The sequence below is a fragment of the Pseudoglutamicibacter cumminsii genome, from assembly GCF_003143995.1.
Taxonomy (GTDB): domain Bacteria; phylum Actinomycetota; class Actinomycetes; order Actinomycetales; family Micrococcaceae; genus Pseudoglutamicibacter; species Pseudoglutamicibacter cumminsii_B.
Map to the genome: position 1 here is coordinate 370,782 of NZ_QFWG01000001.1, position 15,181 is coordinate 385,962.

At 59.3% G+C, this 15,181-nt stretch carries 14 protein-coding genes, 2 tRNA genes and 1 other RNA gene; 11 read left to right on the forward strand and 6 right to left on the reverse strand.

Going from position 1 to position 15,181, the window contains the following annotated elements; all coding sequences use genetic code 11:
- Positions 1-18 precede the first annotated feature (18 nt).
- Positions 19-1,113, reverse strand: coding sequence for a GTP pyrophosphokinase (locus CAY35_RS01680; RefSeq protein ID WP_109303038.1), 1,095 nt, complete (start codon positions 1,111-1,113; stop codon positions 19-21).
- Positions 1,114-1,292: 179 nt separating this feature from the next.
- Positions 1,293-2,963 (reverse strand): polyprenol phosphomannose-dependent alpha 1,6 mannosyltransferase MptB, encoded by a 1,671-nt coding sequence (gene mptB, locus CAY35_RS01685; RefSeq protein WP_109303039.1) that lies wholly within the window; start codon positions 2,961-2,963, stop codon positions 1,293-1,295.
- A 196-nt stretch (positions 2,964-3,159) separates the two neighbouring features.
- On the opposite strand from mptB, the gene orn reads away from it, so the two are divergent.
- The 4 genes from orn (at position 3,160) to def (ending at position 6,316) form a co-directional block, all read left to right on the forward strand.
- Positions 3,160-3,702, forward strand: a complete 543-nt coding sequence (gene orn, locus CAY35_RS01690; protein WP_109303078.1) for an oligoribonuclease — start codon at positions 3,160-3,162, stop codon at positions 3,700-3,702.
- A gap of 156 nt (positions 3,703-3,858) precedes the next feature.
- Positions 3,859-3,931: transfer RNA gene (locus CAY35_RS01695), tRNA-His, on the forward strand.
- Positions 3,932-4,196: 265 nt separating this feature from the next.
- On the forward strand, positions 4,197-5,702 hold the full coding sequence (locus CAY35_RS01700; RefSeq protein ID WP_109303040.1) for a DUF1846 domain-containing protein: 1,506 nt from the start codon (positions 4,197-4,199) through the stop codon (positions 5,700-5,702).
- Between the two features lie 38 nt (positions 5,703-5,740).
- Positions 5,741-6,316, forward strand: coding sequence for a peptide deformylase (def, locus tag CAY35_RS01705; protein WP_109303041.1), 576 nt, complete (start codon positions 5,741-5,743; stop codon positions 6,314-6,316).
- Positions 6,317-6,471: 155 nt separating this feature from the next.
- On the opposite strand, the gene CAY35_RS01710 is transcribed toward def, so the two are convergent.
- Entirely contained in the window at positions 6,472-7,914 is a 1,443-nt protein-coding gene (locus CAY35_RS01710) for a glyceraldehyde-3-phosphate dehydrogenase (protein WP_375231730.1), read from the reverse strand.
- A gap of 210 nt (positions 7,915-8,124) precedes the next feature.
- An RNA gene (rnpB, locus tag CAY35_RS01715) (RNase P RNA component class A) lies at positions 8,125-8,502 on the reverse strand.
- Positions 8,503-8,524: 22 nt separating this feature from the next.
- Between rnpB and CAY35_RS01720 the strand changes: the two genes are divergently transcribed.
- On the forward strand, positions 8,525-9,340 hold the full coding sequence (locus CAY35_RS01720) for a YaaA family protein (protein ID WP_309136512.1): 816 nt from the start codon (positions 8,525-8,527) through the stop codon (positions 9,338-9,340).
- A gap of 65 nt (positions 9,341-9,405) precedes the next feature.
- On the opposite strand, the gene CAY35_RS01725 is transcribed toward CAY35_RS01720, so the two are convergent.
- On the reverse strand, positions 9,406-10,140 hold the full coding sequence (locus CAY35_RS01725) for a zinc ribbon domain-containing protein (RefSeq protein ID WP_109303043.1): 735 nt from the start codon (positions 10,138-10,140) through the stop codon (positions 9,406-9,408).
- 107 nt (positions 10,141-10,247) lie between these two features.
- A complete protein-coding gene (locus tag CAY35_RS01730; protein WP_309136513.1) occupies positions 10,248-11,105 on the reverse strand; it encodes a Nif3-like dinuclear metal center hexameric protein in 858 nt (285 codons plus the stop codon).
- A 67-nt stretch (positions 11,106-11,172) separates the two neighbouring features.
- On the opposite strand from CAY35_RS01730, the gene msrA reads away from it, so the two are divergent.
- From msrA to CAY35_RS09700, 6 genes are all read left to right on the forward strand, one after another.
- On the forward strand, positions 11,173-11,739 hold the full coding sequence (gene msrA, locus CAY35_RS01735; protein WP_109303080.1) for a peptide-methionine (S)-S-oxide reductase MsrA: 567 nt from the start codon (positions 11,173-11,175) through the stop codon (positions 11,737-11,739).
- A gap of 42 nt (positions 11,740-11,781) precedes the next feature.
- Positions 11,782-12,714 carry a cysteine synthase A gene (cysK, locus tag CAY35_RS01740; protein ID WP_219930430.1) on the forward strand — a complete coding sequence of 311 codons (933 nt, stop codon included), beginning with the start codon at positions 11,782-11,784 and terminating at the stop codon, positions 12,712-12,714.
- A gap of 37 nt (positions 12,715-12,751) precedes the next feature.
- Positions 12,752-13,339 (forward strand): serine O-acetyltransferase EpsC, encoded by a 588-nt coding sequence (gene epsC / locus CAY35_RS01745; protein ID WP_109303046.1) that lies wholly within the window; start codon positions 12,752-12,754, stop codon positions 13,337-13,339.
- Positions 13,340-13,480: 141 nt separating this feature from the next.
- Positions 13,481-13,557 (forward strand) — tRNA-Val (locus tag CAY35_RS01750).
- 373 nt (positions 13,558-13,930) lie between these two features.
- Positions 13,931-14,644 (forward strand): DUF6318 family protein, encoded by a 714-nt coding sequence (locus tag CAY35_RS01755; protein ID WP_109303047.1) that lies wholly within the window; start codon positions 13,931-13,933, stop codon positions 14,642-14,644.
- Positions 14,631-15,181: hypothetical protein (locus CAY35_RS09700; RefSeq protein ID WP_219930431.1), on the forward strand; the 551-nt coding region annotated here is incomplete at its 3' end. The genes CAY35_RS01755 and CAY35_RS09700, both read left to right, overlap by 14 nt.

A 15,181-nucleotide genomic window follows, 5' to 3' on the forward strand; every position in this document is an offset into this window, starting at 1 on the left:
AGCCTCTGCCCGCAGCCGCTACTCGGCTTGCATCCCTTGCCTGCGGTAGGTGCGGATCTGCTGCAGGCGCCGCGAAAGCGATGCACGACGTCGCGGGTCGTCTTGCGCGGTGAGGTCAAGGTGGGTGTACCCAAACTTCCACAGCAGCAGGTCGTCGAGTAGACGGTCTGGCCCTGGCGAGAACCTGTGGTCGAGCGCTTGACGCACGTGTGTGATGGTTGTGGCGTCCAGCAGAGAAGCGAGCCCCTTAGGGGTCGTGATGTTGTGCGAGGCGAGTAGTTCCCGCGCCCACTCCCAGTCGGAGTTTTCTTTGTACTCGAGGTGAGGCCACATCGTCGACCACACTTCACCGATCAGTTCGGAGGTCAGCTCCTCGCCGCCAACTCCGTTCGCGTCCCAGAACGCGAGGATTCGTTGGTGCCGCTGGTCGATGTCGGTGAAAAGATGCTCAACGGAATCGAGCATCGCGGCCGCACCCGTGAATTCACGGTCGAGGTAGGGTGTCCAGGCTTCGGAGTTGCGTCGTTTGAAACGGATTTCGTGTTCGAATTCGCTCCACGCGTGGGTAAGAATCGTGCGGATCTGGATCTCGAAGACGAACGGTAGCACTCGTTGCGGGTGCCGCGCCTCGTAGTCGGCGACGGTCTGGTTGTCTTTGGGCCTCACGATGAGGTGCCTGGAGGAATAGCCGTATGTTCCGGTTTCGACGGAGCCGGTTTCCTTCTCGCGGTCAGATTCGATGTAGAACTCGTTGCGGCACCGTTTGATGATCTGTGCCGCGGCCCTGACCTGGCGAGGCAACTGAACGATGACACGGATCCCGACGATGTCGTGCATCATCGAGATAGGGTCAGGAAACTCTAGTTCCCGTTCTTGCCCTTCTTCGCCCGAATACACGGTACGGGAGGCCTTCTGCCTAAAGGATTCAACAGACTTGGTGCGGGCCGCGACGAAAAGCGGACGCACGTCGGTGTCGTTGAAGATCTGCTTGATCTGCACTCGGAGTTGTTCGGTGATGACTTCGAGTTCGGGCCGCATTTCGCGGTATTCGTCGATATAAGCGACGACCTTTTCCCGGAGGCGGTCATCGAGTTCTTTCCATGCTCTCGTCACCAGTGCTGCCAGCTCCTTCAAGCGGTATCCCTAGCTCAAGCGCTTTCGCTGAACGTATGTGCCTTGAACAGTCCGGCTCGCAGGCTCAAGCTGTTGGTGGCACCCGATCAACAGTACCTGCGAAACCTGAAGGTTTCATGAAGGGTGTTCCCTACTTGCGGGTAGTGAGGCGCTGCGGATTACCAAACTCGTTCGTCTATGACGCGCGGGCTCCGGTATCGGAGGGCCGTGAACTGAGAGACAGACCATGGCGCCAGTGTTGGCATGACGATGCTCGTGTCGGCTGGCCGGCGCATGTCGCTCCACGTCGGCAGTTTGATGAGCTTTCGCTGCGTGCGAGGGAAGGCCAAGGCGGTGACGCTGATGGCTGTTGCGACCAACGTGAATACGGCCTGGAACCCGCCCAGCTCTTGCCATGGCGGTAGCGAGATTTGGGTCGATGTTGTCCAGATGACGTGAAGGGTTCCGCCCCATACGATGAGCTGCTCCACGAACCCGAAGTACGCCCTGCGGCACAGCAGGAACGGAAGGATCCAGTAGAAGTACCAAGGCTGGATGACGGGATTCAGAAAGCTCGCCGCCATGAGTACGAGTCCAGCTGAGGTGAGCGGTGAAACTTTTGGACGGGCAAGCGCGAGCCATCCCGCGAGTCCGATCGCGATGAGTTTGCCGGCCGCATAAAAGAGGCTTTGCGCGATGAGCCCCGCCTGCGTTCCGCCGACCAACGAGACGAGGTGGCCAAAGCCGAGACCGAGTAGGCCGAATGGCGCAAACGGGAAGATGGCCATACCTTGGCCGGCCATCGCTGTGATCCACCCGAACCACGTGCCGGTGAGCCCACCAAGTGCCGTCAGAACAACGGTGACCGTGATGCCCGTGACGATCCAGCACATCCAGCGACGACCCCATCGTGCGTTTTTGCCTGCCCATGTGAGGCCGAGGAACGGTAGGCACAGCACGACGATTGGTTTGATCGCGATCGCACCGGAAGCGAGAAGCAGTCCGGCAAAAGTTTTGCCTCGGCGCATAGCTACGAAGGCCCACAACATGAGCCCCACCATGAGTGCGTCATTGTGGCCGGAAGCGATCATCGAGTACAAGAACAGCGGAGAAGCTGCGGTGAGCCACTGAACCCATGCTGGGTTTACGCCGTGATCTCGGCTGAGCTTAGGGATGATCTTCATGAAGATGATGACCCCGACGAGCGCCACGAGCCGGAAGAGGAACAGCGCGATGTCCGGGTTGCCCCATGACACGAGAGCAACGCCGGCCGCGATGATCAAGAACAGTGGGCCGTAAGGCGAAGCCGACTCAGCCCAGACAGATGCCGCTCCTTGCCCAAACCATCCGGGGACCTGCGATACCCAGTCCGTGTAGGGGTTCTTGCCCAGCATCAGCAGGCGCCCCTGAGCGAGATAGGAGTACATGTCGTTGCTGAAGATCGATGGCGCAAAGAACCACGGCGCGCTCCACAGGACAACGATGCGGGTCTGAAAGTGGTGGCCGTCGGCAAGCGGTAAGCGGCGGGCTAGCTGAATCCAGGCGTGGCTAGCCAGGCCCACTGCTACTGCTAGGCCGAGGACTGCCGCCCAGAGCACGGCGTCGTGTGCGCGAAGAGCATTCACGAATGTCGAACCGGTCAGGGTGGCTTCAGGGACATTGGCAGTGAAGCCGATCGCCCAGGCTGACAGTGCACCGAGAACAGACGCGATGAAGCCGACCCACACGCTCGTGCTGAGCCTGAGCGCGTCCGGGAGAACCCGAGCGCGCATGCGAGACAAGAGTGAACGCGTGGACCTCACCTGAGAGGAAGGCTGCGCGTCTTGAAGCGCATCGGTTTCTTCGCGCATGGACTCCCCCAATCAGCTCGAGGTCAAGATGGACTGCAGACAACGTGTTCAACAACTGTGCTCACCTAAGGCTACGCTGAGTTGTATGGATTCTCGTTCTCATTCTGCAGTGGTGTCTGATCAGGTTGCTCAGTCCGAAACCGTGGCCTCGCAGTCCTCTTCATCCTCGGGCCAGCGGACGCTGGGTTCCGGCGATATGCCGTTGGTGTGGATCGATTGTGAAATGACGGGACTCGATGCGGTCAACGATGCCCTGATTGAGGTGGCTGTCATCGTCACTGACTCGCAGTTGCAGCCGGTCGATGCCGGTATCAACGTCGTCATCAAGCCTCCTGCCGGAGCGGTTGAGAAGATGGATGACTTCGTGACTCAGATGCACACCAACTCGGGATTGATTGAGGAGCTTGACGGCGGTGTATCGATGGAAGAAGCGCAAGCTACCGTTCTGGGCTACATCCAGAAGATCGTTCCTGAAGCCGGCATCGCTTTGCTAGCCGGTAACTCGGTAGGCAACGACCGCCTTTTCCTGGCGCGCGACATGCCGCAGGTCATCGACCACCTGCACTACCGCATCGTCGATGTGTCCTCGATCAAGGAGCTGGCCCGCCGCTGGTACCCAGAAGATTTCGATGCGGCACCAGCTAAGACTGGAAACCACCGTGCTCTTGGTGACATCCAGGACTCGATCGATGAGCTCGCCTACTACCGCAGTGCCATCATGAAAAATAGTGAGGCCTGAAAAACGGCAACGCCTGAGGCAATTGTGTTGCCTTCACCACGATGAGAGGCTCAGGATTAGGTTGCCAACACTTTAACGTGTAGAGTCTCTCCTGTTGCCTCAATCCGGTTCACAACTGAACTGAGCCGAACCGAATGAGGCAGACAACTGAATATGGTGGGTGTAGCTCAGCTGGTAGAGCGTCTGGTTGTGGTCCAGAAGGTCGCGGGTTCAAGCCCCGTCACTCACCCAGAAGAGAATGTCCCGGAAGATTTCACACCTTCCGGGACATTTGTTTTATAGCCAGTTTTAATCTCGCGGAGACTGAGCTACGCACAGAGCGGCCACAACGCCACGCGTCATTCTCAAGAAATGCTACCCACGCTCCCCTTGCGGGGTTAGACTGTTCCTCTGTATGGCCCAGGCCCGCATTCAAACGCGGACTGCTGGGAGGGTGCGGAACTTGTGGCTATGCCGCAATCGAATCACCCCGACAGTTTGGAGGATGCAGCACCATGTCCACGCAGTTCCAGCGCAAAGTCGGGTTCGACCCTCTCCGTTACATCGAGCTCCAGTCCAAGCACATTGCTGAACGCCGCGAGCAGATCGGTGGCAAGCTGTACCTGGAGATGGGCGGCAAGCTCTTCGACGATCTCCACGCTTCACGCGTGCTGCCAGGTTTCACTCCTGACAACAAGATCCGGATGCTTCAGACGCTGACCGACGAACTCGAGATCCTGGTCACGCTCAACGCGAAAGACCTCGAACGTAACAAGGTCCGGGCCGACCTCAACATCCCCTACGAAGAAGACGCTCTCCGTCTGATCGACGCGTTCCGCAATATGGGTTTCCTCGTCGAGCACGTCGTTTTGACGCGTTACGAAGAATCCAACGAGGCCGCCGAGCGTTTCAAGGCCCGCCTCATCAAGCTCGGCCTCAAGGTCGCCGTGCACCGGACCATTCCCGGCTATCCAGATGACACCGACCAGGTCGTATCTTCCGATGGCCTCGGCCGAAACGAGTACGTCGAGACGACGCGCGACCTCATCGTTGTCACCGCCCCGGGGCCTGGCTCTGGAAAGCTCGCGACGTGCCTTTCGCAGATTTATCACGACCACCAGCGAGGAACTAAGTCCGGTTATGCCAAGTTCGAGACCTTCCCGGTCTGGAACCTTCCGCTGAACCACCCAGTCAACCTCGCTTACGAGGCGGCAACTGCGGACCTCGACGACGTCAACGTGATCGACCCATTCCACCTCGCCGCATACGGCGAGCAAGCGATCAACTACAACCGCGACGTCGAAGTCTTCCCGCTCTTGAAGACCCTGCTCGACGAACTCGCTGGCGGCTCGCCGTACGAGTCCCCTACCGACATGGGCGTCAACATGGTCGCTGACGCGATCATCGACGACGAGGTGTGCCGTGAGGCCGCTAAGCAAGAGATCATTCGCCGCTGGTACAAGGCCCGGGTCCAGGAGCGTCGCGAGGGTCTCGACCCGATCTATTCGCGCCGTATCTCGCTCGTGATGGGTAAGGTCGGATGCACTCCGGAAGACCGCGCGGTGGTCGGTCCGGCGCTCAAGGTCGCTGAAGAAACCGACGCGCCCGCATCGGCTATCCAGCTGCACGACGGAACGATCATCACCGGCAAGACCTCGGCATTGCTCGGAACGTGCTCCGCTACCCTGCTGAACGCGCTCAAGCATCTTGCTGGATTGCCCAAGGAAGTGCAGTTGCTCGCGCCGACGTCTATCCGACCGATCCAGTCGCTCAAAACCGAGCACCTCGGCTCGCAGAACCCGCGGCTGCACACGGATGAAGTGCTCATCGCGTTGTCGGTCTCCGCGGAACGCGACCCGAACGCACAAGCAGCTCTGGATCAACTCCAGGCTCTGCGCGGATGCGATGTCCACACGACCACGATCCTCGGATCCGTCGACGAAGGCATCTTCCGCAACCTCGGCGTCCAAGTGACCTCCGAGCCTGAATTCCAGGCCCGGGGCGTCTATAACAAGCGCTAACTCTCACAGCAACCCAACGACGACAGGAGCTCACCGACGTGGCCGTCCGCCCCATCGTGATCTACACAGAGCCAGTGCTTCACCAGCGTGCCGCTGAAGTCACCGAAATCGACGACGAGATCCGCACCCTGGTCGAGGACATGTTCGAAACCATGGACGCCGCTAACGGCGTGGGTCTCGCCGCGCCGCAGGTAGGCGTGGGTCTGCGGATTTTCACGTGGGAGTTCGACGAATACGAAGACGACGCCCCAACTCGTGGCGTCGTCATCAACCCGAAGCTCACGTTGTCGAAGGTTTCTGGAGCTAACCCCGATCCGGAGCGCCACACCGAAGGGTGCCTTTCGGTGCCTGGCCTCAACTTCCCGTTGCAGCGCGCCGACTACGCGCACCTGACCGGCATCGACGTTGACGGCAACCCGGTGGACTTCGAGGCGACCGGATGGTTCGCGCGCATCCTGCAACACGAATACTGGCACCTTGAAGGCAAGCTCTACGTGGACATGCTCAATGAGCGCTGGACCCGCCGCTGGAAACGCGAGCGGAAGAAGTCTGGCATGACTGAGCCGGGGCTCACCTGGATGCCGGGAGTCGACCCCGACCCGTTCGGTCACTAGCCACCGCGTCCCGGCGTGGTAGTCCGGCACGGTCACCCGGCGCGGTAATCCGGCACAGCAGGTAGCTAACACGGTTAAAAGCTTTGGCCCCGAGGTTTTACCTCGGGGCCAAAACTTTCGCTATTTACACCGGAACCGGTGCCGCATCAGCCGCTTTACTTTACGGCTGGGATCGCAACCGGGTGGCTACCTGCCATCTTTTCGATGATGCGGACAACCTGGCACGAGTAGCCGAACTCGTTGTCGTACCAGACGTAGAGCACAACGTGCTTCTTGTCTGCGCCGACGATGGTTGCGCGGCCGTCGACGATGCCTGCGCGGCGGGAGCCAACGAAGTCAGTCGATACGACCTCTGGCGAGTCGGTGTAGTCGATCTGCTTGTGAAGTTCGCCCGAAAGCGAGGTTTCGCGCAGGAAGTTGTTGATGTCCTCGACCGAGGTTTCCTTCTCGAGGGTCAGGTTGAGGATCGCCATGGAAACGTCCGGAGTTGGGACGCGCACAGCGTTACCGGTGAGCTTGCCCTCAAGCTCAGGAAGAGCCTTCGCGACAGCCTTAGCGGCGCCGGTCTCGGTGAGCACCATGTTCAAGACTGCGGAGCGGCCGCGGCGCTCGCCCTTGTGGAAGTTGTCGATGAGGTTCTGGTCGTTCGTGAACGCGTGAACCGTCTCAACGTGGCCCTGGACAACGCCGTAGCGATCGTTGACAGCCTTCAGCACTGGGGTGATCGCGTTGGTCGTGCAGGATGCTGCGGAGAGGATCGTGTCGTCCTCGGTGATGTCGCCGTCGTTGACACCGAACACGATGTTCTTGATGTCGCCCTTACCTGGTGCGGTCAGCAGGGCCGCGCTGGTGCCCTTAGCCTTGAGGTGCTGACCGAGGCCTTCTTCGTCGCGCCAGCGGCCGGTGTTGTCAACCACGATGGCGTTCTCGATGCCGTACTGCGTGTAGTCGACCTGAGATGGGTCGTTCGCGTAGATGAACTGGATCTGCGTGCCGTTCGCGGTGATCGTGTTGTTCTCTTCGTCAGCAACGATCGTGCCGTCGAATGCGCCGTGAACCGAGTCGCGGCGAAGCAGCGACGCACGCTTCTGGAGGTCGTTGTCTGCACCCTTACGGACGACGACACCACGCAGACGCAGGCCCACGCCGCCACGTTCGATGAGGATACGAGCCAAGAGGCGGCCGATGCGGCCGAAACCGTAGAGGACGACGTCGCGGGCACCGCTTGCGTCAGCCTTCTGGCCCAGGACGTCTGCGTAGAGCTCAGCGAGGAACGCGTCGGTGTCTTCTGCACCGTTTTCCTCGACGGCACGGTTCAGACGGCCGAGGTCGATCGATACGTTGCCTGGGTTGAGTTCGTCGAGCTTCACCAGCAGATCGTAGGTACGCTGCGGATCGAGTTCCTTGCCCTCGATGCGGCGGACGACGCGGTGAGCCTTGAGGATGTCGACTACTGAAACATTGATCAGTTTGCGACCGTAGATCGAGGTCACCACGTTGTTTTCGCGGTACAGGCGACCGATCAGCGGAATCATCTTTTCCGCTAGAGCCTCACGGTTCTTCCAGTCTGCGTATACAGCTTCAGTCTGCTGGGTCACTGACAACTCCTGGTTGATTGGATTCAGCCAGCAGCCCTTTATGATGTGAGCGTTCACTGGCCTAGACAATTGTGGAGCGCGCATCACCTGTTCGGTGAGCGTGCTAAACCGCTCCCCATTCTACCTAAGGACGTGCCGGACCTCACGGGATTCATGCCGCTTTGAGTGGCGTCACACACTTCTCAGAAATCAGCAGTACGAAGTTTGAGCGGAAGAAGACGGCCATAAGCCGGATTCTGTATGTGTAAAGCGTTACCGCTTCACGCATGACGACCATCTATCTAGAGCCACGATTACTCGTGGCTTCAAGCAACCAACCCGACTACTTCAGCGGACCGCTTAGGAGCGTAGTCTGCTCGGTCTTGCTCCGGGTGGGGTTTTCCTGGCCGCGCCAGTCACCTGACGCGCCGGTGGTCTCTTACACCACCCTTTCACCCTTACCGTGTGCTTCCTCGAAAGGGCCACGGCGGTCTGCTCTCTGTTGCACTTTCCTGCAGGTCACCCTGAGTGGACGTTATCCACCACCCTGTCCTGTGGAGTCCGGACTTTCCTCGACGCACACGGCGTCGCGGTCGTCTGTCCGTCTCCTTCCGCGCCTTACATCCTACCCATGCATACGGCCCGCGCAGGTTTCAGCGCCGCTATGATGACCATCGTGATTATTCTTCTGCCGCCATCTGAAGGTAAGACGCCCGCCACCCACGGAAAGAGCGTGGATCTTGATGCTCTGGTGTGTCCGGAGCTCGCCGATGCGCGCCGCGAGGTTGCGCAGCATCTTGAGGAGGTTTCAGTGGCGGCCGATGCGGCGGAAGTCTTAGGTGTTGGAAAGGCTGTTGCGCACGAAATCGAGCGAAACATCGACATTTTCGATGCGCCTGCAGCTCCCGCACACGAGATCTATACAGGCGTGCTCTACGATGCGCTTGATTACGCGGGCATGACTGCCACCCAGAAAAAGAAAGCCGACGAGCGCATCCTCGTGATCTCGGCGCTATGGGGTGCTGTGGGGCTCGGCGACAGCATTCCGGCGTACCGACTCTCGATGGACGTCAAGCTTCCTGGACTTGGGAAGCTGGCTACCTACTGGAAACCACGCCTTGCCGAAGCCTTGGCTGAACGCGTTGAAGGCGAACTCATTATCGATTGCCGGTCTTCCGCGTATCAAGCGGCCTACGTCCCGCCTCAGGAACAAACCGTGACCGTCAACGTCGTCCAAATCAAGGACGGCAAACGCAAGGTCGTCTCACACCATGCCAAGCACACCCGAGGCGAAGTTGCGCGGCTCCTCATGCACACCCGCGGCGATGGACCTCAAACACCACAAGCCCTGCTCACCGCGATGCAGAAACACTGGCCGCAAACAGAACTCATCGAGCCGACACCACGGAAGGCCGGGCAACTCACCATCGTGCTCGACGAAAACTAGCCTCGCGGAGCTGGTTTAGGCGCCGCGCTCCCGCACCCAGCTCGGCTCCGCGCTCCCGCACCCAGCTAGGCGCCGCGCTCCCGCACGAGAATAATCCCGGTGTGAGGGCAGAACGCGAGCTCCTCTTCACCAAGCTGCGCGATCGCGGCAAGCTCTTTCGGCGACAACGGCAATCCAGTCGCTGAACACGTACCATTGTCCAGTCGGGCAGCTCCAACCCCGTGCTCGGCAACGAGCTTCTCAAAAAGTTCAAGAAGCTCCGCGTCCAGTCGAGAGCTGAGCTCCTGACGCTGCGTTTCAGCGTCGTTGATCTGCGCAACAAGGGACTCGCGTTGATCCCTCACGTACACCTGAGCGGCGTGGTTCTCTGCGACCGCAGCAGTCAAAACCCGCTCAGCCTCATCGGCATCGGCACGCTTTTCGTCACGTTCCTCAACCGTCTCGACCAGCGTCTCCTCGAGCGAAACACGGCGCTCACGCAAAATATCGACCATCCGTGCCAAACGATCAGCTTCGCTCTGCGTCTCGACGCCGGCGAGGAGTTGCTCTTCCTTGACCTCGATATCGGAAGCCAGCTCGACGATGGCTTTCTCTAGGTCAGCGACCGCACGGTTCAAAACCTCGAGCTGTCGCACTTCATCGTCACGCTCGGCACGTGCCTGGATCGCGTCCGCGCGCGCCTGGCGCACACGCTTGGCCGTCGCAACCGCATCGTGCTCGCGGCGCCACTGCTCAACCGCGGAGATCAAAGCCTGAATCTCCAGCAGAAGCTCCTGATGCTCACGTGTTGCGGTAATCACGACGATCCCTACTTTCGTATCCGAGGCCTCACTGCCTACCTCTATTGTCTCCCACGCCAAGCGGCTAAGCCATCACCGCGTCATGCTGGTCATTCTGTGAGAGCCCGTCACGGCGTCAAAATGAAGTCCCATGGGTCAGTGTTCACTTGGCTCACCTGGCACACGACGTCATAGCCATCGTCATGCAGCGAGCGGCTCAGCCCATCAGCCGCGGCGGGAAGCCACAGCCATTCCGACGCGAAGTGCGAAACATCGATGAGGAACGGGCGGTCATTCACCGCAGCTTCGCGAGCCTCCGATGCGGGGTGGTGTCTCAGGTCAGCCGTCACGTACACATCTGCTTTAGAGGCACGAACCGCATCGAACAGCGAATCCCCTGCCCCGCCGCAAACAGCTACACGTTTGACGCTGCCTTCAGGGTTTCCGGCGACCCGCACCCCACCGGCAACCGCCGGCATGATGCTATAGACGCGCTCAGCAAACTCCGCGAGAGTGCACTCCTCAGCAAGATCCCCGACGCGACCGATCCCTTCACCTTCAACGCCACGGTCCACCGGAGCCAGCGGCTCAGACTGCTCAACGCCCAAACCGCGAATGATGACGTCAGAAACACCGCCCAGAGCCGAATCAGCCGAAGTGTGAGCCGTGTAGAGCGCACACCCCGCCTCGATCAGCGTGTGCACAACGCGGCCCTTGAAACGATGACCAGCAACTGAGTTCACTGCCCGCAACATCAAAGGGTGGTGAGTCAACAAGAGGTCCGCTCCCCGTTCAATCGCATCGACAGCGACCTCCTCAGTTGGATCAACCGCAAACACGATGCGGTGAACCAGCTGATCTGGTCGTCCCGTTACGGGGCCCACAGCGTCCCACGACTCAGCCAACGTCTCCGGCCACAAACGGTTGATGTGCTCCCAAACCGTGCGGAGCGTAGGGACCCGATTCTCCGATGCAGTAGAACTCATATTCATTAAGCTACCCGTGAAACCAGTCTCGGGAACACTCCCGGCTTGCGAAGTGTTGAACCAATTGATGAATCAACAAAGTGAACGCACGATCGTGATGGCCGGCGGGTGCTTCTGGTGCCTCGACGCTTGGTTCCGCATGGTCCGCGGTGTCACCCACGTCGAATCCGGTTACACCGGAGGCGGCGACGCACCTGCGGACTACTACAGCGTGTGTACCGGGACCACAGGCCATGCCGAAGCTGTCGCAGTAACGTTCGACCCTTCGATCATCAGCGAGGATGTGGTGTTGGACATGTTCTTCACGATGCACAACCCAACAACACTGAACCGGCAAGGCTACGATGTCGGAACTCAATACCGTTCTGCACTGTTCACTAACAGCCCGGAGCAGACTGAAGTCTTCGAAGCGGCCATTGAACGCAACCAAGCCAACTGGACCGACCAGATAGTCACCACCATCGAGCCCCTGGGCCCTTGGTACACCGCTGAAATCGAGCACCAGGACTACTACCAGCGCAATCCGCAGGCCGGCTACTGCCAGGTCATCATCGACCCGAAGCTCAACGCAGCGCGGGCACGTTTCGTTAAGTTTCTTGAAGCCGACACCCCGACCAGCAATTCCATAAGCTGAGCACCGAAACTGCACAGATTTTCCAACCATAAGGAGCACATCGTGCCAATCCTGAACAACGTCACTGAAGCAATCGGCAACACCCCGCTCGTTCGCCTCAACAAGCTCGACGCGGACCTTCCAGGCAACGTCGCCGTCAAGCTCGAGTTCTACAACCCAGCGAACTCCGTTAAAGACCGCATCGGCCGCGCGATCATCGACGCCGCTGAGAAGTCCGGCGAACTGAAGCCAGGCGGAACCATCGTTGAGGGAACTTCGGGCAACACCGGCATCGCCCTTGCGATGGTTGGTGCGGCACGCGGTTACCGTGTGATCCTCACGATGCCGGAAACCATGTCGAGCGAACGCCGCGTGATCCTGCGCGCATTCGGCGCAGAGATCGTTTTGACCTCCGGTGCGGATGGCATGCGCGGTGCAGTCGAAAAGGCAAAGCAGATCGTCCAGGAGACCGACAACGCGATCCTCGCTAGCCAGTTCAGCAACAAGGCCAACCCAGAGATCCACGAGGCCACGACCGGCCCAGAGATCTGGAACGATACCGATGGCGCCGTTGACATCCTCGTCGGCGGTGTTGGCACCGGCGGAACCATCACGGGTGCCGGCCGCTACCTCAAGAAGCAGAAAAGCGGCGTGAAGGTTGTTGCAGTAGAGCCAGCCGATTCCCCACTGCTGAGCGAAGGCACCGCGGGCCCACACAAGATCCAGGGCCTCGGCGCGAACTTTGTCCCTGAGGTCCTCGACCGAGAGATCTACGACGAAGTTATCGACGCTCCACTCGACGCTTCCATCGAAACTGCCCGCGCGCTTGGCGCAAAGGAAGGCATCCTCGGCGGTATCTCCTCGGGCGCTGCCGTGTGGGCAGCGCTTGAGGTTGCTAAGCGCGAAGAAAACCGTGACAAGCTCATTGTTGCGGTTGTTCCGGACTTCGGTGAGCGCTACATCTCCACGATGCTTTACGATGACATCCGCGGCTGAAACCAGCTAGCACTCTCTCAGCCCGAAAGGACCCTCTGTGGGATTCATCTCCACGTTCCGGGAAGACATCAAGAACGCGCGGGAACACGATCCGGCGGCGCGCTCTGGCGCCGAAATCGCGATCGTGTATTCAGGTCTGCATGCCATCTGGATGCACCGGCTGGCACACCGCATGTGGAACGCGTCGCCGTTGTTGAGGCTCCCTGCCCGGGCCCTTTCGCAGCTGACCCGCTTTGCGACCGGCATCGAGATCCACCCTGGCGCGCGCATCGGCCGCCGCTTCTTCATCGACCACGGCATGGGTGTCGTGATCGGTGAGACCGCGGAAATCGGTGACGACGTCATGCTCTACCATGGCGTGACCCTTGGCGGGCGGTCGCTTGCGAAGATCAAACGCCACCCGACCATCGGTGATCGCGTGACTATCGGCGCTGGCGCGAAGGTTCTGGGTCCGGTTGTGATTGGCGCGGATTCGCAGATAGGCGCTAACGCGGTTGTGGTCAAGGACGCTGGTCCAGGGTCGATCATCACAGGCGTGCCAGGTAGGGCGCGTGCGGCTAAACCGGACGAGCGCAAACCTGCGGTCGATCCGGGCGAATACGTCGACCCGGCGATGTGGATCTAGCGGGCTGGAATTCGGGCTCTAGACTGGGGCGTTCGATGTGGTGATTGCCACATCGGGCGCCCCAGTTGGGTAAATCAGAAAAACTAGGGTAAGGTGATTGTTCGTGCTCAGGGATCGAAAGTGAACTGAGAACAAACAGTTGGGTCTATAGCTCAGTTGGCTAGAGCATCTCGTTTACACCGAGAGGGTCGGGGGTTCGAGTCCCTCTGGACCCACCAATTGTTAAGAGTCTCGGGACATCGTTTGAACGGTGTCCCGAGACTTTTTTGTTTGCTGAAGTTTTCAGGTGGAGTGTTGTCGCGCCTGAGATATTTTCGTTGAGCGTTTCATGGCACCGCGTTCGACCAGCCTTTGCTCTTCGTTCATGCTTCTAGCTGACCTTCGATAGCACTGCCTTCCGCATACTCGGACAGCACTTTTCGCTCCTTCAATGCTTTCGCGATCCACTCCCCCGTGATTACGCGGAAGTTGTAGCTTCCAATCTGTGCCCCACTTGTGAATTTCTTATGCCTCTTGAACCTCTATGGTGCCTTTAGCTTCGATTGATTACTTTTGTTCCTAGATAGCTAGAGACATCTAAGGGGCATTATCGTGATCGATCTGAAACGACGCTCTATTGCCGCGGCAGCCGTGTTTGCTCTGAGCGCTGGCTTGGCGGGTTGCGGGGCCAACAGCGAGGACGCGGCTTCAGCTGAGACGACACCATCGGTATCTCAGGCGGCCGACGCCACAAAAGCAACACCGTCTAGGGAGGCTGAGGCGTCTGGCAAGGCGTCGCCGTCAATTTCAACGGAACCAACAGCGGCACCGTCGCAATCGGGACCATACGAGCCGGCCACACCGAAACATCCCGCCCGCAACGTACCTGCCCCGGGACCACTGCCCGAGATAGCGAAAGAGAAAAACAAGGTCGGGCAGTTAGCTTTCGCGGAGCACTGGTTCAAAGAAGTCAACTATGCGTGGGAAACAGGTGGCTTCCGGGACGAGTTCTGGGAGATCACTTCACGTGACTGCGAATACTGCCAAGCTGCCGAGAAAACGTTTGCGCGCATGAAGAAACACAATGCGTGGATCGTAGGTGGATACATCCATCACGAAAACATCCATGCCCCTAACAAGAAACTTGACGACGGAACGTACTACGTCACGTTCACCACACGCGAAGAGGAACGAGTCTTCTACACCGCAGACAAGACAACTTCCGTGGGCACAACGTCGGCTGGGCAAACCGACTCAGGGCTACTCATCCTGAAACGCAAAAATGACGGCTGGGAAGTTCAAGGAGTTTACGGTGCTGAAAACTAAAACCTTTAGAAGAATCGCCACTACTATTGCACCGCTCGTCGGTTTCTTCATTCTCGTCAACGCTGGTACTGCTAACGCCACTGACGTGTCGTTTAACGACGAGACCATTAGATACGAAGGTTTCGAATCCCGAAAACAAAAGGTCGAGAAAGCGGTTCCTGGTACTTCTTCGCCGAAACCGTCTACTGTCGCGCCTGTTAGGTTGGGTCCGCGGCCGGTGTGGCATCAAGCATGCCGGACGACGGGGGTCGCGGCTCGGTCTGGCGCGGTCACCGGATCGACCACAGTGGTTGGGACCGGGCTGCATATAGCCGAGGTTCAGGATTCTCGAGCTCTCAAGGCAGCTCGTACCCAAGCGTGTACCCACCGTGCGGTGAGCGAGTGCGGTGAACGATCCGACCTGCTGTATACCAAGACCGGGGGCCAGTCCCGGGTCGCGTGCCGCTATAAAGGCAAACCATCTAAAGATGCAGATACGGAACAGCGGCCGCTAAGCCTGACCGAGGTCCGGACTTTGGTCGCGTCAGAGACGAAGCG